The following is a 22,082-nucleotide window of genomic DNA, read 5'->3' on the forward strand; positions in this document are numbered from 1 at the left end:
GCAAAAGCTCAATTGTCCAATTTAAAAAAGATAAAATGAAACTAATCAAAAACAGTGTATTTGGCCTTTCGGCCCTTGCATTATTATTAAGCATGAACGCATGCAAGCCAAAGGATGCAGGTTCTGTTGTGAGTGGCGATGCAGCCTCCAAAACGTATGTTGCTCCAGGCAAATATGATGAATACTACAACTTTGTATCCGGTGGTTTTAGCGGGCAATTGGCCGTTTACGGATTGCCAAGCGGTCGGTTATTACGTGTAATCCCGGTTTTTTCGGTTGATCCTGAAAAAGGATGGGGCTATAGCGAAGAAACAAAACCAATGCTGAACACGTCGCATGGCGAAGTTCCCTGGGATGATTTGCACCACGTATCTATGTCGCAAACAAAGAGTGTAATTGATGGCCGATGGGTATTTGTAAATGGAAACAATACACCCCGTGTAGCTCGTATAGATCTGAAGACATTCCGCACAGCAGAAATTTTAGAACTGCCAAATAGCGGCGGTAATCACTCATCACCATTTATTACTGAAAACTCTGAATATATTGTTGCGGGCACGCGGTTCAGTATTCCTCTTGATGACCAGAATGGCGATGTACCCATCAACACCTACAAACAAAATTTTAAAGGAACCATCAGTTTTATAAGTGTAGATAAAGATAATGGCAATATGGATGTTGCATTTCAATTGAAAACCCCTGGCGTAAACTTCGATTTAAGTCGGGCCGGAAAAGGTAAATCGGCCGGATGGTTCTTCTTTAGTTGCTATAATACCGAACAGGCCAATACTTTACTTGAAGTAAACGCATCCAAAAATGATAAAGATTTTATCATGGCTGTAAATTGGAAGAAAGCAGAAGAGCTGATTAAGGCGGGAAAAGGGAAAAAACAAGCTGTTAAATATGCAAGCAACCGTTTTGACGAAAAAACGCACACTGCAACTTCTAGGATGAAAAACGAAGTAACCGTTTTGGATATTAAAGATCACCCCGGATTGGTTTATATGATACCTTGTCCTAAATCTCCGCACGGTGTTAATGTAGATCCAACAGGCGAATACATTGTAGGCAGCGGAAAACTGGCAGCAATACTTCCGGTATTTAGCTTTGATAAAATGCAAAAAGCAATCGCCAATAAAACCTTTGAAGGAGATTATCAGGGAATTCCGGTTATTAAATACGAAGCAGCTTTACATGGCGAAGTTCAAAAGCCAGGTTTAGGCCCTCTTCACACGGAGTTTGATGATAAAGGCAATGCTTATTCAACCATGTTTGTATCCAGTGAGGTAGTAAAATGGAATGTGAAGACCTTAAAGGTGTTAGACAGACAGCCAACATATTATTCTCCGGGCCATTTAATGATCCCTGGTGGGGATTCAGGTAAACCAACGGGAAAATACATGGTTGTTTATAACAAAATTACAAAAGACCGTTTCCTGCCAACTGGCCCGGAATTATCACAAAGTGCACAATTGTTTGATATCAGCGGAGATAAGATGCAGTTGATACTCGACTTTCCGACCATAGGAGAGCCACACTACGCCCAGGCGATAGCGGCCAGCGCAATCCGCGAAAATTCAACAAAACTCTTTAAAATTGAAGAAAATAGCCATCCTTACGTATCTAAAGGAGAAGGCGAAACTAAAGTAGTACGTAAAGGTAAAGAAGTACATGTAAACCTTACGTTGATCCGTTCTCATCTTACACCTGACAATATTGAAGGAATTAAAGTAGGTGATGAAGTATATTTTCATGCAACCAACCTGGAGCAGGATTGGGATGTACCGCATGGATTTGCTATTAAAGGAGCATTAACCGCTGAGTTACTGGTAATGCCGGGCGAAACTACCACCTTAAAATGGATACCTAAGAAAGCGGGTATGTACCCGATGTATTGCACTGATTTTTGCAGTGCTCTGCACCAGGAAATGTCGGGATATATCAGAGTTTCTCCGGCGGGAAGCAACGTGGCAATAAGCTACAGCACAGGTACAAACCAGCCTAAATCAGCAGTTACTGCTAAGAAGTAGTGCCTCATTAACATGCTAATTGGGCAATTGCCTAAAAACTTGTCAGGTTTAATGCCTGACAAGTTTCTAATTCCTGATTATACTTTTTTCTTAAACGATCCATCAGATTTTACACAACAATCCTTTTGCCGCCTTTTCGACTCAGTTCAGGATAGCCAAGAGGATTTCGCTTCAATCCATACTGCTAAATGAGCAGGACAGGATTTTATGATGTTAAAAACTCCAATTTATGAAGGTTGATCTCAGCACTCACAACTCAACACTTACTACGCTTTCCAGAATCACGCTTTTTATTTGCGGACTGGGTTTATTGGTGGTTTTATTTGCACCGATCTGGAGAATAGATTTAATGGCTCCGCAATACCCGGAAGGGTTAAGATTGCTGATTTATGCCAATAATTTAGCCGGCAACGTGGATATTATTAATGGCCTGAACCATTACATCGGTATGAAGACCCTGCATGCAGATGATTTTGTGGAATTTAAAGTATTACCCTATATCATTGTGTTCTTTTCTATTTGTTTTATTGCTGTGGCCATTGCTGCAAAAAGAAAATGGATGAACATTCTATTCGTGCTATTTGTGGCTTTTGGTATTCTGGCAATGGTTGATTTTTGGAGATGGGAATATAGTTACGGACATGATTTAAACCCGGATGCAGCCATCAAAGTGCCCGGAATGGCCTATCAGCCTCCTTTAATTGGCTATAAACAATTATTAAATTTTGGAGCCTGGTCTGTACCTGATATTGGCGGATGGATATTTATTGCCGTGGGTGCATTACTATTATCAGCTGTGGTTTATGAATGGAGGAGGAGAAAAAAAATAATCACGCAATTTGGCACAACGCCTTTATGGTTTATTGGTGTTCTGACATTGGCGCTTACTGGTTGCAGTACAGATCCCGAACCCATCCGAACAGGGCAGGATAACTGCAATTTTTGTAAAATGACAATTAGCGATAAACGTTTTGGTGCGGAAATAGTAACTCAAAAGGGTAAAATCTACAAATTTGATGATGCTCATTGTTTGAACGCTTTTATGGATTCTAACAAAGTAGGGAAAGCGGAAATTGCAGGGGTTTATTTTACAGACTTCATCCAGCCGCATGAGCTTACAAATGTTGAACAGGCTTATTTTTTGCAAAGCCCCAAATTAAAAAGTCCTATGAACGGAAACATAGCCGCTTTTAGCCGGGAGGATAGCCTTACTAAAATGTTGCCCCAGTATCCTGGTTTCAAAATAACATGGGAGGACGTGCAGAAGTGAAACATTGCCTGTTTATATTATCCCTGTTTTTTTGTTATGCCACATCGGCAAAAACTATACATGTGGGTTCAAGTCATCCATACAAAACGGTTACCGCAGGCCTTGAAGCAGCGTTAGCCGGAGATACGGTGCTGGTGGATGCCGGTCACTATAAGGAGAAAAACCTGGTCATCAATAAAAGAATTTTTCTTATCGGAATAAATTATCCGGTATTGGATGGAGAAAAAAAATACGAAATCATATCCATAATGGCGGACGCCGTAGTGGTTGATGGCTTTAAAATCATAGGCTCTGGCATTTCAAGCCTGCAAGATCTGAGCGGCATAAAAATTTACGACAGCAAAAAAGTTATCGTCAAAAATAATATCCTTGAAGATACTTTTTTTGGCATCTACACACAAAATGGTGTGGACTGCACCATTGAAAACAATCGGCTTATATCCAGCAGTAAAGGAGAACAGCAAAACGGCAACGGTATCCATTGCTGGAAAAGTGAAGGTATGCGTATTATCGGCAATCAGGTAACCGGACACCGCGACGGAATTTATCTGGAGTTCGTAACAAATTCAATTATCTGGCGCAATACTTCCATAAAAAATGTCCGCTACGGCCTTCATTTTATGTTTTCTAATGATGATACCTATGTGGCCAATGTTTTTAGCAACAACGGCTCTGGTGTGTCGGTCATGTTTTCACAACGCATAAAAATGTTAAGCAATTATTTTGAAGAAAACTGGGGCGATGCCGCCTATGGAATCTTGCTTAAAGAAATATCAGACGGCTACATGGAGGGCAATCATTTCAGAAAGAATACAAGCGCCATTTACATGGAAGGCGCCAACCGCATTTTAATGAAGCGAAATACTTTTGAGAACAACGGCTGGGCATTAAAGATTCAGGCAAGTTGCATGGATGTGGTTTTGGAGCAGAATAACTTTGTAGGCAATACATTTGATGTTGGCACTAACGGCTCTTTAGTGTTAAACAGGTTTACCAATAATTATTGGGATAAATACGAGGGGTACGATCTTGATAAAGACAAGATTGGCGATATTCCATACCGTCCGGTAAGTATGTTTTCCATGATCGTAGAAAAATACCCAACGGCTATGATCTTATTCCGGACTTTTATAACGGCTTTATTAGATAAAACAGAAAAAATATTGCCAAGTCTGACACCGGAAAACTTGAAAGATACAGCGCCGTTGATGAAAAAAGCGTTTTGAAGTTAAATATATCTTCAGCAATCAGGAAAAGAAACAGAACAGGTGGAAGTTCTATGATTTCTTATTCTAAAGCGGATAACTGGGTTAATAGCTAAAAGCCCGATAAATAAATACAATGATAATTGCAACCAACATCAGTAAACAATTCGGGAAACTGAAAGCACTTGACCATGTTTCCACTACTTGTAGTAAGGGTGAATGTATTGCTTTAATTGGCCCAAACGGCAGCGGTAAAACTACTTTCATAAAATCAATTTTGGGCATGGTGGTGCCAGATAGCGGTACAATAGAATTTAAAGGTAAAAATATCCGTAACCAGTGGCAATACAGAGATGAGATTGGCTACATGCCTCAAATAGGAAGGTATCCGGATAACATGACCATCGGTCAGGTGCTGGATATGATGACAGATATCAGAAATAAAAAAACTGCCTTGGATGACGATCTGATTCAGGCTTTTTCATTACACAATTTGCTGGATAAAAGAATGCGGACATTATCTGGTGGCACCCGCCAGAAAATAAGTGCGGCCCTTGCCTTTTTGTTCGATCCTGCGGTGCTTATTCTGGATGAACCAACAGCCGGGCTGGATCCGGTTTCATCTGAATTATTGAAAGAAAAAATCATCGCCGAAAAGGAAAAAGGTAAATTGGTTTTGATCACTTCGCATGTATTAAGCGAGTTAGATGACCTGGTAACCCGTATTATTTATATGCAGGATGGGAAATTGCTTTTCCAAAAAAGTATTGAAGACCTGAAACAAGATACAGGAGAAAATAAACTTTCAAAAGCAATTGCCTGGGTGATGACGAATGAATAAGTATTTTTTCTAGCTGCCAGCTTTCAGCCATTATATTTCAGAACACATAACTTAACACGAATATCCAATAATCATTACATAATACGATCCTTAATGACCAAAATAATAAAATATGTAATAGCTGATATCTTGCGCAACAGGATGGTACTTGTTTATACTCTGTTTTTGTTAGCATCCTCATTTACGGTATTTAGTCTGGAAGATAACAGCAGTAAAGGGCTGTTAAGTTTGTTAAATATTATCCTGATTGTTGTGCCCCTGGTGAGCCTCATTTTTTCGACCATTTATGTGTATAACAGCGCTGAGTTTGTTGAGCTGCTGGTAAGTCAACCTTTAAAACGAAAATCCATCTGGCTAAGTTTATTCTCCGGATTGGCCGCTTCGCTTTCTATAGCATTTTTAATAGGCGCAGGTATTCCGCTTTTAATTTACCAGGCTAACATGATTGGTTTCACTATGATCATGGTAGGCATCATGCTGAGCATTATTTTTGTTTCTATAGCCTTATTAGCTACTGTAAATACCCGAGATAAAGCAAAAGGAATTGGAGTTGCAGTAATGCTGTGGTTGTATTTTTCATTACTTTTTGATGGATTCGTTCTGTTCCTGTTATTCCAGTTTGCAGATTACCCTCTGGAAAAACCAATGATTGCGGTAAGTGCTCTTAATCCAATAGATCTCAGCAGGATATTAATCTTGCTTCAGTTAGATGTTTCCGCGATGATGGGGTATACCGGAGCTGTATTTAAAGATTTCTTTGGCACGTCCACCGGCTTAATATTTTCAGTTACAATTTTATTTTTATGGATAGCATTACCGGTATGGTTCTCTACCCGTCAGTTTAACACTAAAGATTTATAAGTATGAAACGGCATCCTGCACTTATTCCCTTGTCACGTGAACATCACGGAGCTTTAATACTGGCAAGATTGATTCAAAAAGATGCGCCTGCGTATAAAGGTCTTCCAGAAGATCATGAATCAAAATCTATATATGCTTTAAATTTTTATGAGAAGGAGCTGATTAAGCATTTTGAAGAGGAAGAAAAGGTTTTTAAACTGGTAACAGGCACAACCAAAGACCTTGATTTATTGATTGAAACAATTTTACAGGAGCATCAGGAATTACATGGTTTATTCCGGTCGATACCTAACCATCCGGATCTCAAATCTCATCTGCACCAGCTTGGTAAATTTTTGGAAGCACATATTCGTAAAGAAGAAAGACAAGTTTTTCCGCAGATGCAGGAAACCTGCAGCGACGAACAATGGGCAACAATTGAAAAAATAGTATCCTTAACACATTGAAAATTGAAAAAGGATATTGAAAACCGGGCTGATATCGAACTGCTGGTTAATACGTTCTATGAGAAAGTAAAGGCAGATAAACAGCTAGGGTTTATTTTTGAGGAAATTGCTCAAATAAACTGGTCAGCACATTTACCGGCCATGTGTAATTTTTGGGAAAATATTCTTTTTTATACAGGGTCCTATACAGGAAATCCGATGAATCTGCATAAGCACCTGGATCAAATAACCCGCTTAAATGATGCTAATTTTGACCAATGGAATAAATTATTTCTTGGAACAGTTAATGAGCTTTTTGAGGGGGAAAAAGCAGAGATGGCAGGGTCTCGGGCAATTAGTATCTCCAAAATTATAAAACAAAAACTTTCAGATCACCGGAAAGGAGATACAGCATCTGATTTATAAATTTGGGAAAAAGTTCGTTGTTATTATTCTCTTTTAGCCCAGTTAAATTTCCTGTAAATATCTTCGAAAAAAAGCAACCTGCCGGAAGAATCAATACCTGCCGGATTATACCAAACTAATACAGGCATTTTTTCATCTGCCAGAACCGAAATTGGCGATTGATTTCTTACACATCCCTTTTGGTTAACTGTATCAATTGCTACAGAATTATTTTTTAATATAAGATGAGCCAAATCCATGGGTTTCTCCATTCGCATGCAGCCATGGCTAAAAAATCGGCTATCCTTTTTAAATAAAGTTTTTGCAGGTGTATCATGGAGGTAAACGCTGTATGGGTTGTTAAAATTGAGTTTTATCAATCCCAGGGCATTGTCACAGCCGGTACATTGTCTGATGATATATGGGAAATACCTCATACTCAATGCCCGCCAGTTAATGGAATAAGGATTCATGATTTTACCTGCTTTATTCAAAACCTGGTAATTATTTTTATCTAAATAGGAAGGATCACGCTTAATAGAAGGAAGTAATTCTTTAATAGCAATGCTTTTCGGTACATGCCAATACGGATAAAGTATCACTTCATTTACCCGGCTGATTAAAGTGGGAGTGGGTGTGGCGGGTTTACCAACTACCATCCGCATTTCCAATATTACTTTGTTATTTTTATAAACTTTTAAATAAGCAGCAGGAATATTTACCACAATTACAGATTGATTCTGTTGTATGCAATTCAGCCATCTGTAGTAATTCAGCGAAAGATCTAATTGTTTAAGTCTCCACGCAAGCGGCACATTTAATTCCTTCAGAATAGCATCGTCAAGAACGGTATTTTCCGGCAGATTAAACTGTAGCTGTGCTTCCTGCAGGCTTTTTCTTACAATTCTTGGGGATAGTTTGCTTGCTGCGGTATCCAATAATCCCAATTGGTAAAGTTTGAAAATTAGATTTGTATTCGTTTCATTTACCTCCCTGGATCTGACAATAATTTCTTTAAAATTATCCTGATTAATAATGGCCAGATACCATTTTATTTTACTCTGAATTATGGTAATTTCTGTAGAGGCAGGTGCAAACTGAAGCATTATTTCCTGCAAATTATTCTTTAAAATATGGTCTGCCAGTACAGTTGATATATTAAAGCAATTGGGCTTATAACCCAGCCCGTTAAATCCCAGGACAGGAATAGTATTTCCATATACCATATCACTGTAATAGTGAATTGCGGCATCAGTTAAGCGTATTTCAGCTTTAAGAGAATCTTCTTTGGTTTGTAAACTGACCTTACGATTTAGAAAAGATTGGATAAAATCAAAGTGGTAGTCTTTTTCTCTCAGACCGTTTTCGGCGGACTTTTTTAAAGAACTAATTAATATGCCCAGATTAAGGGTATTGCCCTTTTTAATCCATGCGTTAGTGTAGTTTAAACGGGAATAAAACTCCTTAATTTCAGTTTCGTTATTAAAGCTGTTTTCTGAAATTATTTTATGCAAATCATCCGGGGTCATTTGTGCAACCGCAGCAATACTCCAGAAAAATGTTGTAAGTAAAAGAAGTATGTTTTTTATTTTTTTGTGCTTCACCCGTATTTCATTTTTTTTGACATGTAGTGATTGAAGGAGAGTTTTAAATTACCAAATTGTTTCTCCGCATTCACAATATTATTACGGAGGCTTTTTAATTTAAAATCTATCATATTCAGAATTATCTCATCCTCATATCGTTCTTTTAGCAATGCGTCAATTTCTGCAATGTCATTTCGCAATAAGCCAATAAGCAGGTCTTCTTTTATAAAACTGCTTTGAAAACGCTCTACTTCTTCCAGTAAATTGGTGTCAAAATCGTCTTTGAGTATTTCAGCAAGCCTGTTTTTCAGATGAGTATTTTCATCCATCATAAAAGACAGCAAGCGTTTCCAGGTCTCGCTTTCATACTTAATTTGTTTTATTTTAGACGCTGGCATACTTTGTTTGTATGAATATATAACTTGTAAAGATATTGTTGTTGAAAAGCCAGTCTAAGAATTTTCATCAGGAAAATACCTGATTTTGGTCAATTACACAGTTCACCTTCAGTCATTCTGATAATTAAATTAAATATGGATGATACCGGTGTTAAAAATAGTATCAGATTTGAACTCATCAAGAATTTAAATCTGCATCGTGTATATAATCCATAAAAACACCCCGACAGTGAATGGCGGGGTGCTAAGATTTTATTCGTCAGAATTTATTTAACAGAAATCTGTTTATTCAGATGTCTTTTAGATTCTTCTTTGCGGGGCAGTGAAATTTTCAAAACGCCATCTTCATATTTAGCTTCTATTTTTTCCTGGTTAATTTCTTCAGGCAATGAAAAACTGCGGCTGAAAGAGGAATAGCTATACTCTTTGCGTGTAAATCTTTTATCTTTTTCTTCAGAGCTTTCTTCTTTTTCGCTGCTGATGCTTAGCATATTGCCTTCCAGATCAATTTTAAAATCGCTTTTTTTCATTCCCGGAACAGCCAGAGAAACCAGATATTCATCTTTGCTCTCGGTTATATTTACTGCCGGAACATTCATAACCCTGTTTAATAAATTACCGCCATCAAACCATTCATTCCATGGCTTGAATAAATCTTCAAATACAGTCGGCATTCTTTCGGCTGCTTTGGCTAATGATTGAGTTCTCATGATCACCTCCTTTTGGTTTTAAAATCAATTGTTTTTGTTTAACAAATGTATTTTTATCAGCAATAGCGATCAAAGACAGTGGTCAGGCGAAACAATGAGATTGGTCAGGCTGCAGAATTTCATTAACGGATTAGTAATTAAAAACAACTTTTCCTATCTGAATCACTTTAATTTTCGATTGGTAATCATACAATTCAATGATGATGGTCATTCTTAATCCTCAGTCTATAAAATATTTTTACTGTATAATTTGTTGCGGTAATGCATTGATTATTATGTTTTGGATTGGGATCAAAATTTTTGAGATCAATAATCCGCCAACAAATAAATTTTTCCTCGAAAGCTATTTCATATGAAAAAATTTTTAGCTGCATTTGATGGTTTTAAAATGTCAAAAAGTACTTTGGAATATGCCATACAGCTAACAAAAATTGCTGATGCACATTTAGTAGGGGTTTTTCTGGATGAATTTTTTTACCGAAACTATAATCTGTATAAAGTGCTTACAACTTCTAAAAATCCTGATAAAGTAATCAAAGAACTTGACGCCAAGGACAAGAAGAAAAGGGATGAAGCCGCCATACTTTTTCAAAAAACATGTGAGAAAGCGAAGATCAAATTTTCCATCCATCGCGATATAAGCTTTGTAGAACAGGAGTTGCAGCATGAGAGTATGTTTGCAGATCTGGTAATTATTAATGAATATGAAACATTTGCCAAAACCAAAGAAGGTCCTCCTACACATTTTATGAAAGATTTTCTGGCCGATGTACAATGTCCGGTACTGGTGGTGCCGGGCGCTTTTAAGAAGATTGATAAAATTGTTCTGTTATATGATGGAGGCCCTTCGTCCATTTACGCAATAAAAATGTTCAGCTATCTTTTTGGAAATCTGCCGGATGTGCCTGTTGAAGTTTTCACTGTAAAAGATCGCTCTTTGGGAACATTAAGACTTCCGGATAATAAATTAATGAGGGAGTTTATCAAGAGACATTTTCCGAAAGCTACTTATATAATCAATAAGGGAGATGCCGAAAAGCAGATTTTGGGTCATTTGCGAAATTATAAAGAAAACGAACTGGTGGTATTAGGTGCATATCGTCGGAGTGAATTGTCTAGATGGTTTAAAACCAGTATGGCAGATGTTTTAATGAAAGAGCTGGATACTCCTTTATTCATTGCTCACAATAAATAATTGTTTGCCGACAGATAAAAATGAAAGTTGTGTTGACTGCTAAATTTTACTCCGATGAAAAATATATTAATTACTACTGACTTTTCAATTTGTGCTGCTAATGCTGTTGATTTTGCAGTCCAATCCGCCAAATATCTAAAATCAAACCTGATACTAATCCATTCTTTTGAATCATCAGGAAGTTTGTATACGGATTACCAGGGTGTAAACACCGAATTTAATCAAAGTCTTTTTCTGCAGGCAGAACAAAAATTGAACGACCTAAAAAAGGAAATTCTGCAGCAGGATGGAATATCAGTTGAAGGTTACGTTTATAAAGGATCATTAAATGAAGCGTTAACTCAGGCGGTGACAGAGAAAAATATAGACCTCATAATAATGGGTACATCCGGCGCAAGCGGAATTAAAGAAAAGTTTAGAGGAAGCAAAACAGCTGATGTTATGGGAAAATGTAAAATTCCGGTAATGGCAATACCTATAGAATACAAATGGAAAAAACCGGAAAAAATTCTGATGGCTATTAATAACCTGTTAGATGAGGAAATTAAACTGGACTTTCTTTTTGAAATAGCATTATTTTTTGAAGCTCAGGTAGAAGTTGCAGTTTTTACTGATGATGAAAAAGATACAGCAATTACTTATTTGGAAAATACCCGTAAAATTCCCCGGTATGAACGCATGCTAAAAGAGCAATATCATGCAGAAACGCTTACTGTAACACACTTTTTTGGCCATGAATTTGAAAAAACAATGAAGGACTATATTGGTCAGAATGAGATAGACATTCTTGCCATGATTATTCATAAAAGGAAATTCCCTGATTCCTTATTTCATCCCAGTTTAACCAAGCAAATGGCTTATCACACAAAAATTCCTTTGCTGTCTATTCCTGCTAACTGAGAATAATTCAAATTTTCTTTAGTGAAGAAGATACTATGAAAAGACTTTTAGTGCCTACAGATTTTTCGCCCACATCGGAAAAAGCTTTCCGGTTTGCATTGGATATAGCAAAAAGAAGCAAAGGCATGATTTTTCTTTATCATGGAATCACCCCGCACCAAAAAAAATCAACAGAATCAGAAGAATACAGTAATAACTATACTACTGAATCAGAAATCATCATTGTTAAAAGACTTTTGAGATTAAAAAAAAAAGTGTTACAAGATACACCAGGTATTCTGATTTCAGTAGGGCTGGGCGACACACCGCTTGTACCTAATATTTTGGAATTTGCATTGCATAACCAGATTGATTTAATTGTAATGGGAACCCAGGGAGCAAGAGGTTTGAAAAAAATAATTATAGGCAGTTTGACATCAGAAATTATAGAAAAATCATGTATTCCGGTACTCTTAATTCCTGAAAAGTATAAATGGAAAGAACCTGAAATTATCGCTTTTGCAGATAACTGCTTAAAAACAGATAAGCAGGCAATATACAGCATGCGCTCCTTTGCACATTATTATGATGCCTCATTTACTATCGTTCACATTTGCAAAGAAGCTGCAGATGAGAATATCGCAAAAATTGAGTTTGAAGAATACGTTTCAGAGATGAGAAAAGAGTTTTATCCTGTTGAATTGAATTTTCAACGGGTAAAAGCATTATCAGTAACAGAAACAATGGAAAATCTTCATACGATAATACCTTATGATTTATTGGTCATGCTTCGCCGCAAAAAGACTTTTATTAAACGGTTTCTTCACGCAAGTTTTACAAAAAAAATGGCTTATGTTACACATTTGCCATTGTTGGTAATACCTGAATTAGAAAATTAATTCACTTCATTATTAATATTAATAATCAGATTATGTTTTATCAGGATTTATATTCAGAATTAGGAAAGTTGTTTTTTTTAATTGCATCAGTTGATGGTAAAGTAAATCGGGCAGAGCGGCTATCATTAAATCAACTGATTCAAGATACCTGGAAGCCCATGGAGAATTTTACCGACAGGTACGGAACTGACCTGGCTTATGAAATAGATTATAGTTTCGATTATGAAGAATCAGAACTTCCGGAGGAAGATATTTTTGAGTCGTTTAAGGATTTTTATCAGGAAAACAAATCAAAATTTACTGATGAAATTAAAGGCCGGATTATGAAAACAGCGCAGGCTATTGCTGATGCATTTCACGGAAAGAATGAACAGGAGAGGGCTCTTTTAGAAAAATTAACTATTCTGCTTAAAAACTGAATACGCTGTTAAAGCAAGCCTTCATTATTTTATTTCCTAAATAAAATACGACCGTATTGGGGATTGAGCAGCTAAATGGATGTTATGCGGAGTATGGCATTGCATGATTAACTAGTGCATATCCGGCACAACGGGAATGGCTTGAAATGGAAATAATAATCCATTTTGGGAAATAAAGAATAGTAATTATAGTGATGATTAACCAGGGATTAATCCGGGTTTCAAACAATAAAATTGGACAACTTATTCCTAAGCATTCTGGGATTTTTAGCCTGTGCCGCTATTATTGTTTTTAGCGGATCTAAACTTGCTAAATACGGAGATGTCATAGCGGAATTAACCGGCATGGGCAAAGCCTGGTTTGGATTAATTCTGATGGCTGCGGTTACTTCGCTTCCCGAATTATTTACGGGCATAAGTTCCATTTTAATAGTTGATACACCTGATATTGCTGTGGGAGATATCCTGGGAAGCTGTGCCTTTAACCTGCTAATTTTTGCTGTATTGGATTACTTTATTCCGGTCAGACCTATAAGTTCTGTAGTTACCAAGAGCCATGTACTTGCAGGTTTAGCAGCAATTTTTCTGGTAACACTTTCGGTAATTACAATTATTTTCAGCACAGTGGTTCCGGTGATTGGGTGGTTCAGCAGTTCTTCTTTATTCCTGGTAATATTATATCTGATTTCGGTACGAATTATTTTCAAAAATGAAATCAGAACAAATGATCATAAAACCATCCCCGTAATTCATAATACCTATTTACAAATAGGTCTGAGACATGCAATAAAACGATACAGTTTTTTTTCCTTATTAGTTATTATAGGAGGTATAGCCTTGCCTTTTTTTGCTGACCGCCTTGCCGAACAAGGCGGTCTGAGTAAATCTTTTGTAGGAACATTTATGGTAGCTACTGCTACCTCTCTTCCAGAATTAGTTGTAGCCGTTGCTGCCGTTAAACTGGGGAGCATAGATATAGCAGTAGGAAATCTCTTGGGCAGCAATATTTTCAATATGCTCATTTTAGCTCTGGATGATTTTTTGTACACAAAAGGGCCTCTTCTTTCAGTGGCTAATGAAAATCATGCGTTAAGCGGACTTGCAACTTTATTAATGACTTCAGTGGTTGGTATTGGTATTCTTTATTCATCGCATTCCAAACGATTTGCATTGGGCATAGATGCAATTCTCCTTATTCTGGTTTATATATCGCTCATGCTGGCACATTACAGCCTGAGATAAATTATTGTTATGAACTGGCACCGCTTAAGTATAGAAGAAGTTTTAGAGATGCTAAATTCGGATGCCAAAGGCCTGAGTTCAAGTGAGGCGGAAGAAAAGCTCCTGCAGGCAGGTCCCAATGAGTTAGAGGAAGGCAGGAAGAAAAGTATTATCGAAATATTTTTGTCTCAATTTAAGGATGTAATGATCCTGATTTTGCTGGCTGCCGCGATTATATCTGGGGTTATAGGAGATCTTACAGATACCATAGTTATTCTGGTTATAGTTTTATTAAACGCCATTATTGGTTTCCTTCAGGAATACCGGGCCGAACAAGCAATGGCGGCTTTAAAGCAACTGTCCGTAACCCAGGCCAGAGTTTTGCGGGATGGAAATACATCCTGGCTGCCCGCAAATGTATTGGTTCCCGGAGATGTAATTCTATTGGAAGCAGGTAATGCCGTTCCGGCAGATATCCGAATTATTGAATCTGTTAATTTAAAAATTGAAGAAGCGGCTTTAACAGGCGAATCTCTGGCAACAGATAAAATTACAAAGGGTCTGGAAACAGATAATTTGCCTATTGGCGACAAAAGTAATCTGGCTTTTAAAGGCACATTTGTAACTTATGGAAGGGGAAAAGGCGTAATTGTAGGAACGGGAATGGATACGGAATTGGGCCGTATTGCAAAAATGCTCCAGGAAGACGAAACTCTAACTCCTTTACAACAAAGGATGGCCGTTTTCGGGAAAAAGCTTTCTATCCTGGTTTTATTTTTATGCGTGTTGTTCTTTGTAGCCGGCTGGCTTCGCGGAGAAGAAATCACAAAAATGATTCTTACCAGCATTTCATTGGCGGTTGCTGCCATCCCCGAAGCGCTGCCGGCTGTAATTACAATTTCTCTTGCTCTGGCGGCCAGGAGAATGATCAGGCTAAACTGTTTGGTAAGAAAATTACCTGCTGTAGAAACTCTGGGTTCTGTTACTTATATCTGCACGGATAAAACAGGAACCCTTACCAAAAATAAAATGCATGTCGAGCAGGTTTTCGTTAACGGACATTTGTACGAAAGGGATAATCTATCCGCGGTTAAAAAGGATGAAAAAATAGCCTTACTTCTAGCTGCTTTTGCTCTTAATAACGATGCTGAAATTACAGAAAATCAGGTTATTAGGGGAGATAGTACCGAAGTTGCCTTATTAGAGGTGGCGGTAGAACATAACCTTCACCTTAATAAATGGCCCCGTGTATCAGAAATTGCTTTTGATGCTGAACGAAAATTAATGACCACTTTCCACCGTCATGATGATAAAATCATTTCTATCAGTAAAGGTGCCCCCGATGTTCTGCTGCGGCGCTGTGCAGATATTGATCTTCCTGAATTATTAAAGCAGGTGGACAGTATGGCCGATCAGGGTTTCCGGGTATTGGGATTCGCTTACCGATATTGGGATGAAATACCGCAAAATCCGGATATTGAAACACATGAATTTGGTTTAAAATTTCTGGGCCTGGCCGGTATGATAGATCCGCCAAGGGAGGAAGTTACTGAAGCTGTTGCTCAGTGCAAAACAGCAGGTATTGTACCTGTGATGATAACCGGCGACCATCCGCTAACAGCTAAAACAATTGCCGCCCGCATTGGAATTTTAAGCGACAAAGACAGGGTAATTACTGGGCAGGAGCTGGCTGAATTAGATGATGACAGTTTCCTTTCTGTCATAGAAAAAATCAAGGTGTATGCCCGTGTCTCTCCGGAGCAAAAACTGCGTATTGTTAAAATGCTGCAAAAAAAGGGACATTATGTGGCAATGACCGGAGACGGAGTAAATGATGCACCCTCATTAAAAAGGGCAAATATTGGTATCGCCATGGGAATTACGGGTACAGATGTTTCAAAGGAAGCTGCGCATATAATTTTGCTGGATGATAATTTTTCGACCATTGTAAGGGCTGTACGCGAGGGGAGAAGGATATATGATAATATTCTCAAGTTTATTAAATACCTGATGACTACAAATTCCAGTGAAATATGGACCTTGCTGTTAGGACCAATGCTGGGTTTACCCATTGCATTGTTACCAATTCATATTTTGTGGATCAATCTGGTTTCAGATGGCTTGCCGGCAATTTCACTTTCGTTTGAAAAAGAAGAAAAAAACATTATGAACCGTCCTCCTCGGCCTCCGCAGGAAAATATTTTTGACAATGGCAGGGGATTTCATATGATCTGGGTCGGGATATTAATGGGTGCTATTGCGCTTTCTATGCAGGCATGGGCTTTTGAAAACGGACTGCACTGGCAAACAATTGTTTTTAATGTTCTTTGCCTGAGTCAGATGGGACATGTTCTGGCAATCCGTTCAGAAACGAAATCATTATTCAGAATCGGGATTTTTTCAAATAAACTGATGCTGGGGTCGGTAGTGCTGGTTATGATTCTGCAGGTTATGATAACGTATATTCCTTTATTACAACCAATATTCCATACAGAAGCTCTTACCTTAAAAGAATTTTTAATGGTCGGGGCGGCATCTTCAATCGTATTTTTTGCAGTAGAAATTGAGAAAGCTATTTTCAGGAGAAAACGTTCCTTTAATAGTACGGGAGTTCAGTAAGCCGGATTATGCATATCGCAAATTCAATGCTTGCGTCTCATTGTTTTTAATTATTTCTGAACCTCCATTTTAGATTCTGCATTTTTTTGCAATTGACTGATTTATTAAAGAGAATATTTATTATTTATTGGATCATCGGCAAGTATTTTGCACGGTTTTCTATAATTACCCAAAGATTTATCGCTAGAAGAATTAATGTTAAAGGAAGCCCTGATGGGGCATTCATTATGCTGGTTAAAAGTATCCCGATCATGATCGGGAAAATAATTATTGCACCAAGCGCCCTGTATTTATTTGTGATGAAAAGTATTCCGCCCACTATTTCGGCAATTCCAATAAGAGGCATTAACCAACCGATTGTCATAACCGCTTCCATTACCTTCATCAGGTTTTCCGGCAAATTTTCTGGCGGAGGCATATAATTAAAAAATTTATTCAGTCCGGCATTAATAAACATCAATCCAAAAAGGAGACTTACTCCAAATAAAATTTTATTTTTCATGGTTTCGCTATTGCCTAATATATATATGGAATTTATATAAATGTTCATTTAGAATAACCCTTAAATATGGATGGCTACAAGTTTTCGTCAAGGTTTTATCTTGAATGATTTAATCACAAAATAAATCAGCGGAATAAAAATAATTCCCATTAATCCGATATATAAAATGGTTAAAATCAGTATTAAAGTCAAAATAGTCGCTTCCCCCCAAACCCGTCAGCCTGACCTGCTCCATTATAATGTATCGGAATACGCTATCCGCTTTTATATCATGTCAGTCTTTCTTCGTCCTTAGTATGGGGTCAATGTATTTCACACATTTCCTTCAGCTTTTCGAGAGCTTTTGGATAGGTATTATTCATATAATCTAAAAAATCTTCTGTCGTGTCTAAATCAACTGTAACTAAAGTTGATCCATTGCTTTCATCGAAGGTATAGTTTTCAAATCCGTTTGCCCATTTTTCCACTTCTGGTCCCTCTGTAATTTCCTTGTCAGCTTTTACAAGACCATAATGTTGAATCGAAACGAACCGGTTGGGAATGTTTTCAACTATCCTGGAAACCATTCCTCCCTTTTCTCCTTTTTCATCTACTCCAATAAATAGAATTTTATTTCCCTTTTCCCAGGTTCCCTCATAGGTAGATGTCGGGTTAAACAAAGAAGTCCATTGCTCATAAGTTGATTTTTTGTTAATGCCAAGCATAAAATCATATATCCTGGTCACAGGAGCATTAATGTTTATTTTGTATTGTAACTTTTTCATAATGGTTAATATTTGTTAAATGAAATTTTTCAATTTATTGATCTGGGTCAATCAGCCTGAAACGGTTTAGGCTAAAGCAGTTTCGTTATTAATTGGCAGACTAAATGCCCCAACATTTTAAAGTTTTGAGGTAATACATAAAGTTCATTTAATTTCTGAATATTATTTATTTGCACGAATTAGCTGTATAAATACAACCAGAAAAAAGAGGAAAAAAAGCCAATCATTAATACCATAAATTGCGTAATATATGCCTGCCATTTTATCTTTCGCAAAAACTTCTGATATACTGTTGTGCATCACCCAATTTGTCCAATGCAAAGCATAGATCAGCTTTTCGATTATAAAGACTCCAATTAGAAGCGGTATTTTGTCATAATTTTTGGATACTGATAAAAAAATAAAACCCCAAACCACAATCATCAACAGTCCGAAATTCGACATAGCCTGAGTATCATATTCTGGTATAACAGCATTGCTGAAAAACCTTGAAAATATTAAAACTCCTGAAATATTCATTATTCCAGCCAGTATAAATCCTTTTTCTATGAGCTTGTTTTTTATATACATTGCCTGGTGCATATTTGTCAATCGTTAACATGTCGTAGTACCCTTTTATTTCTAATGCTCTTTGTTTAACAATTTCACAAGAACGTCCGGCGGCTTCCACACGCCACATCGTCCCTTGCATATTATAGTACATTGTACCAGAAAATTCCATTTCTTTGTCCCGGTAGCTTAACCAGGCATTTTGTGATGCTTTTAGTTTTGTTCCTTCGCCTGTTTGCAAAGTGTCCATGAGAAGTTTGTAATACTTGTTCATTTCAATGTTCCATTCATCTCTGGCAATTGCTTCGCAGTTCATCATTCCATAAGTCGTCTGATTTGAATTGATGGTATGACATTTATCTAGTCGGATGTCAATAGGATGTTTTTCCTTTGATTTGTTATCCTGCCCGAATGAAGGCACAGTTATAAGACCGAATATTGCAAGAGTTATTGTCTTTAACGTCATAATATATTCTGTTTTAGCATTAGGCATAACGGTTAGGTTATTGCCGAAGGCGGCGGATAGAAGGCACATCACTGTCGCCCTATTACTAAAGTAATTAAAAAGCAGAACAGAACAAGAACCACATTGCCCGGGCATAATGCATACCTGATGTTAGTCCTCGTTTTGTTATATCATGCATTCGATCAGCGGTCAAATCCTAGTTTGATAAAACTATGTTGCTCCAAATTAAATTCAGTCTTTTACTTCCTTCAATCCAATTATTCTAGTTAGTTTCTTTAAACCTGTTTTTGATATAAACCGAAAACTTAATTCAAGAAAAACAAATCTGATAAATAATATCACCATAACTATTGGGACAATAATTCCGATTGATTTTTCAATTCCTTGCAGGGCGATTGCAATTACAAACCCGACAACCGGCATTAGCATTAGAATAGAAAATAATATTTTAAATGCACTATTTATTCTTATCTCAACCGTTCCAAAAGAGTCTTGAAAGTCACCCTCAAAAACACAAAGTGCCCCACGTCCAATTTCGGATGATATTATTTTAAACCCGAAGTCATCTACCTGTCCGATAAACTCTTTGTCGGTGTAGTCAGAAACCAATTTGTTAGTCAGTTTTGTGTTGCGCCTTAATTCGTCCAATGATGTCGCTCTATCATTTCTTAATTCTATTAGCAAACTTTTACTTGGAAACACGTCCATTGAGATTGTGTTGCTTTTTAAATGTTGCCCAACGGTTTGCAGGTTTAAGTCGAGCCAAAATTTACTTGTAGAATTTACCCATAGCACTAATGTAAATAAATGGTTTAAATTTTTGTGTCCGGACTTCGCTCAAGGCTTAACTTAAACCTGTTGTTATAGGCTGATTTGTTGTAATATTTTTAAATTTTCAAGCTCTTTTAGAATTTCTTTTTGGTCATTAATTACCGAAGCTTCATTTAAAGGGTTTTCTGCTTTTCCCGAATTGATACGTCTAAACAATTTATGATTATGAAAATATTTTCTGCTTTCGTAATATTTGGAATTACTTCTGTCAAAAGGCAGATGATATTGTTCAAAACTTTCGAAAACGAATAGGAGCCGTGAATTATCGAGATAATATTCCCTTACCAAACGAAAGGTTTCTCCCATTTGGTCGGTTCTTATTTTTTTAAGTTCACTGTTCAAATAGAAAAACTTTGCTTCACCACCTTCATTTGTTCGCTCTAGAAATTCTTTTTTGATTTTATCCCATTTTGTAATTTTATTGATTTGATTAAAATTGCCTCGTATTTCATTGATTAAACTCTCGACTTGTTTATTGTTTAGGCTATCTTTTTTAACAGATACTGGATTTATTTTATCTGCTAATGTTTCAAGATTGTTTTTTGTCGACACAATACTTTTGTCGTGATTTGTACAACTGATGCAGATTACAGAAATAACTAATAAAAGCTGGGCTGTCTTTATTTTCATTTGTATTAGTCAATAGCACGATTGCTTCGAATCTTCAGCTCGCTTCGATAATGAGACAAATGCCATAAGTCCAATGGTAAAAAGGAATATTAGCATGTTGCCAACGAGTCCAACTCTATTTTGAATTTTAGCTTTATTTTCGTCAGGCTTTTCTTTAAAGCCAGTATAAATTCCGATAGTCGTAAAGGCAAAAGCTACGAACATACAGAAAGCTAAAATCATAGTGTATTTCTTGTCAATGCGATAATAGGAAAATAGTGTAGCTGCCAGGAAAACTAAGGCTGTAATAGAAATTATTGCAATAAATATTTTGAATGATGCCGGTTTTTTTGTCATCATATTATTTTAGATGTTGTTTCCGGTGTGTCGTCCGTTAAGGTTGCCCATAACGGTTTGCAGCTACCCGAATGGCGGGACTTTTACCACAAAACTTGATTTAAAATCTAATGTTTGTTTTGCTCAATAGTAACTTTGGAAGTCAAAAGCCCATATTAGGGTAGGTGCTTCTATAGCCAGTTTTATTATTCCTTATTAAGCAATTTATAAAATATATAATAATACATGTCGGAAAACCTAATTTAGTTCAGTGCTATACCCACTACAAGTCCCACCCAAGGTTTGTTATTATATATCCAGATTTTTCTGTCTTGACTCAGAAGATAATCATAGCCTACAGCGAATCCAAAACTAGCTATGCTAAATTCTATAAAACCAGCAATTCCACCTTGAATTATCATTCCATTATATTCATCAGACCTATTATTTCGGGTAGAAAAAGAACTAATCAACGTGGTGCCTGGGCCTGCAAAAACTCCAAAATCGTATCCGCGATTATTAATTTTATAAGAATTTTTACCTAAAGGATCTTTATTACTTATTATTTGATAGGAGTCATACCTCCAACCAGTATATAAAGCAGTGTTTAAATCTGTAGTCAACTGTGCAGGTAACCCATAAACAGATGGACGGTATTTTAAAAAAATTGAGGTAATATCAATGTCAAGGCTTTGCTTTTTAAAAATTATTGGATTAACAATAAGACTGTCCGTTTTAATTAAAGGAATTGTCAAAAATATTTGTTTATCCGGTTGTTTTTTTATGTGATGATAAACATCTATCTGCTCATTTGTAATATCTAAATAAACATTCTGGGAATTTTTATTTTCAGATTTCATTTTATAATACCCACTATTAAAGCCATGAGTGGAAGCTTTCTCTAAAGTATTGCAAGAAGCTAGAAGTCCAATAATGCAAATTGCAATAACAATGTATTTATAACTGATCTTCATGATTAATCAAATAATGTGTTATTATTTCATTTTTATCAAACTCTTTAGATACAATTAATTCTTCTGCAAATTTAAGTAGTATTCTTAA

Annotated in this window: 23 protein-coding genes and 1 pseudogene; 13 read left to right on the forward strand and 11 right to left on the reverse strand. The window is 36.8% G+C overall.

What is annotated here, in order from left to right; genetic code table 11:
- Positions 1-35 precede the first annotated feature (35 nt).
- The 7 genes from nosZ (at position 36) to G521_RS0112315 (ending at position 7,058) form a co-directional block, all read left to right on the forward strand.
- Positions 36-2,030, forward strand: a complete 1,995-nt coding sequence (nosZ, locus tag G521_RS0112285; protein ID WP_026898803.1) for a Sec-dependent nitrous-oxide reductase — start codon at positions 36-38, stop codon at positions 2,028-2,030.
- 229 nt (positions 2,031-2,259) lie between these two features.
- Positions 2,260-3,300: a nitrous oxide reductase accessory protein NosL gene (locus tag G521_RS17160; RefSeq protein ID WP_036679249.1), complete on the forward strand. Its 1,041-nt coding sequence runs from the start codon at positions 2,260-2,262 to the stop codon at positions 3,298-3,300.
- Positions 3,279-4,526, forward strand: a complete 1,248-nt coding sequence (locus G521_RS0112295) for a nitrous oxide reductase family maturation protein NosD (RefSeq protein ID WP_026898804.1) — start codon at positions 3,279-3,281, stop codon at positions 4,524-4,526. Before G521_RS17160 ends, G521_RS0112295 begins: the two co-directional genes overlap by 22 nt.
- Before the next feature lie 115 nt (positions 4,527-4,641).
- Entirely contained in the window at positions 4,642-5,346 is a 705-nt protein-coding gene (locus tag G521_RS0112300; protein WP_026898805.1) for an ABC transporter ATP-binding protein, read from the forward strand.
- 93 nt (positions 5,347-5,439) lie between these two features.
- Positions 5,440-6,207: an ABC transporter permease subunit gene (locus G521_RS0112305; protein ID WP_026898806.1), complete on the forward strand. Its 768-nt coding sequence runs from the start codon at positions 5,440-5,442 to the stop codon at positions 6,205-6,207.
- A gap of 2 nt (positions 6,208-6,209) precedes the next feature.
- Complete coding sequence (locus tag G521_RS0112310; RefSeq protein WP_036679251.1) at positions 6,210-6,653, forward strand: hemerythrin domain-containing protein; 444 nt, start codon at positions 6,210-6,212, stop codon at positions 6,651-6,653.
- Positions 6,654-6,656: 3 nt separating this feature from the next.
- On the forward strand, positions 6,657-7,058 hold the full coding sequence (locus tag G521_RS0112315) for a group III truncated hemoglobin (RefSeq protein WP_026898808.1): 402 nt from the start codon (positions 6,657-6,659) through the stop codon (positions 7,056-7,058).
- A 23-nt stretch (positions 7,059-7,081) separates the two neighbouring features.
- On the opposite strand, the gene G521_RS17855 is transcribed toward G521_RS0112315, so the two are convergent.
- From G521_RS17855 to G521_RS0112330, 3 genes are all read right to left on the reverse strand, one after another.
- A complete protein-coding gene (locus tag G521_RS17855) occupies positions 7,082-8,641 on the reverse strand; it encodes a L,D-transpeptidase family protein (RefSeq protein WP_051189734.1) in 1,560 nt (519 codons plus the stop codon).
- The gene (locus tag G521_RS0112325; RefSeq protein WP_026898809.1) at positions 8,638-9,021 is read right to left on the reverse strand and encodes a hypothetical protein; all 384 of its coding nucleotides are present in this window, start codon (positions 9,019-9,021) and stop codon (positions 8,638-8,640) included. Before G521_RS0112325 ends, G521_RS17855 begins: the two co-directional genes overlap by 4 nt.
- A gap of 266 nt (positions 9,022-9,287) precedes the next feature.
- A complete protein-coding gene (locus G521_RS0112330) occupies positions 9,288-9,731 on the reverse strand; it encodes an Hsp20/alpha crystallin family protein (RefSeq protein ID WP_026898810.1) in 444 nt (147 codons plus the stop codon).
- Positions 9,732-10,083: 352 nt separating this feature from the next.
- Between G521_RS0112330 and G521_RS0112340 the strand changes: the two genes are divergently transcribed.
- The 6 genes from G521_RS0112340 to G521_RS0112365 all read left to right on the forward strand — a co-directional run bounded on the left by G521_RS0112340 (position 10,084) and on the right by G521_RS0112365 (position 16,963).
- Complete coding sequence (locus G521_RS0112340; RefSeq protein ID WP_026898811.1) at positions 10,084-10,926, forward strand: universal stress protein; 843 nt, start codon at positions 10,084-10,086, stop codon at positions 10,924-10,926.
- 54 nt (positions 10,927-10,980) lie between these two features.
- Complete coding sequence (locus G521_RS0112345) at positions 10,981-11,826, forward strand: universal stress protein (protein ID WP_026898812.1); 846 nt, start codon at positions 10,981-10,983, stop codon at positions 11,824-11,826.
- A 35-nt stretch (positions 11,827-11,861) separates the two neighbouring features.
- A complete protein-coding gene (locus tag G521_RS0112350) occupies positions 11,862-12,704 on the forward strand; it encodes a universal stress protein (RefSeq protein WP_026898813.1) in 843 nt (280 codons plus the stop codon).
- Between the two features lie 32 nt (positions 12,705-12,736).
- Complete coding sequence (locus tag G521_RS0112355) at positions 12,737-13,123, forward strand: hypothetical protein (RefSeq protein WP_026898814.1); 387 nt, start codon at positions 12,737-12,739, stop codon at positions 13,121-13,123.
- A 234-nt stretch (positions 13,124-13,357) separates the two neighbouring features.
- A complete protein-coding gene (locus G521_RS17170) occupies positions 13,358-14,365 on the forward strand; it encodes a sodium:calcium antiporter (protein WP_036679253.1) in 1,008 nt (335 codons plus the stop codon).
- 9 nt (positions 14,366-14,374) lie between these two features.
- Positions 14,375-16,963 (forward strand): cation-translocating P-type ATPase, encoded by a 2,589-nt coding sequence (locus G521_RS0112365; protein WP_026898815.1) that lies wholly within the window; start codon positions 14,375-14,377, stop codon positions 16,961-16,963.
- Positions 16,964-17,087: 124 nt separating this feature from the next.
- Here G521_RS0112365 and G521_RS0112370 read toward each other — a convergent pair whose 3' ends face one another.
- The 8 genes and pseudogenes from G521_RS0112370 to G521_RS0112405 form a co-directional block, all read right to left on the reverse strand.
- A complete protein-coding gene (locus tag G521_RS0112370; protein WP_026898816.1) occupies positions 17,088-17,465 on the reverse strand; it encodes a DoxX family membrane protein in 378 nt (125 codons plus the stop codon).
- 188 nt (positions 17,466-17,653) lie between these two features.
- Positions 17,654-17,719 (reverse strand): annotated as a pseudogene (locus tag G521_RS18520) (DUF1648 domain-containing protein); the annotation flags it as partial.
- A 48-nt stretch (positions 17,720-17,767) separates the two neighbouring features.
- Entirely contained in the window at positions 17,768-18,229 is a 462-nt protein-coding gene (locus tag G521_RS0112375) for a hypothetical protein (protein WP_026898817.1), read from the reverse strand.
- 454 nt (positions 18,230-18,683) lie between these two features.
- Complete coding sequence (locus G521_RS18050) at positions 18,684-19,244, reverse strand: lysozyme inhibitor LprI family protein (RefSeq protein WP_162141794.1); 561 nt, start codon at positions 19,242-19,244, stop codon at positions 18,684-18,686.
- 231 nt (positions 19,245-19,475) lie between these two features.
- Positions 19,476-19,952 carry a hypothetical protein gene (locus tag G521_RS0112390; protein ID WP_026898820.1) on the reverse strand — a complete coding sequence of 159 codons (477 nt, stop codon included), beginning with the start codon at positions 19,950-19,952 and terminating at the stop codon, positions 19,476-19,478.
- A 153-nt stretch (positions 19,953-20,105) separates the two neighbouring features.
- Positions 20,106-20,705: a hypothetical protein gene (locus G521_RS0112395; RefSeq protein WP_026898821.1), complete on the reverse strand. Its 600-nt coding sequence runs from the start codon at positions 20,703-20,705 to the stop codon at positions 20,106-20,108.
- Between the two features lie 9 nt (positions 20,706-20,714).
- Positions 20,715-21,044: a hypothetical protein gene (locus G521_RS0112400; RefSeq protein ID WP_026898822.1), complete on the reverse strand. Its 330-nt coding sequence runs from the start codon at positions 21,042-21,044 to the stop codon at positions 20,715-20,717.
- Between the two features lie 239 nt (positions 21,045-21,283).
- Entirely contained in the window at positions 21,284-21,994 is a 711-nt protein-coding gene (locus G521_RS0112405) for a hypothetical protein (RefSeq protein WP_026898823.1), read from the reverse strand.
- Between the last annotated feature and the right edge of the window lie 88 nt (positions 21,995-22,082).

It is taken from the genome of Daejeonella oryzae DSM 19973, assembly GCF_000422945.1.
Classification (GTDB): Bacteria; Bacteroidota; Bacteroidia; order Sphingobacteriales; family Sphingobacteriaceae; genus Daejeonella; species Daejeonella oryzae.